Here is a 244-nt window from a genome sequence, read left to right on the forward strand (position 1 = left end):
CCGTTAGCCGGCGCTAATACTCCCGGTACCGTCATCAGCTGTCGACATTAGCAACAGCCATTTCTTCCCTGACAAAAGTCCTTTACAACCCGAAGGCCTTATTCAGACACGCGGCATGGCTGGATCAGGCTTGCGCCCATTGTCCAAAATTCCCCACTGCTGCCTCCCGTAGGTGTATGGGCCGTGTCTCAGTCCCAGTGTGGCGGATCATCCTCTCAGACCCGCTACTGATCGTCGCCTTGGT

At 56.1% G+C, this 244-nt stretch carries 1 rRNA gene; it reads right to left on the bottom strand.

The window, feature by feature from the left end:
• Positions 1-244 (bottom strand): 16S ribosomal RNA (locus tag ACTHS4_RS12375); the annotation flags it as partial.

The sequence above is a fragment of the Neisseria sp. P0014.S009 genome (assembly GCF_051958155.1).
Taxonomy (GTDB): domain Bacteria; phylum Pseudomonadota; class Gammaproteobacteria; order Burkholderiales; family Neisseriaceae; genus Neisseria; species Neisseria flavescens_C.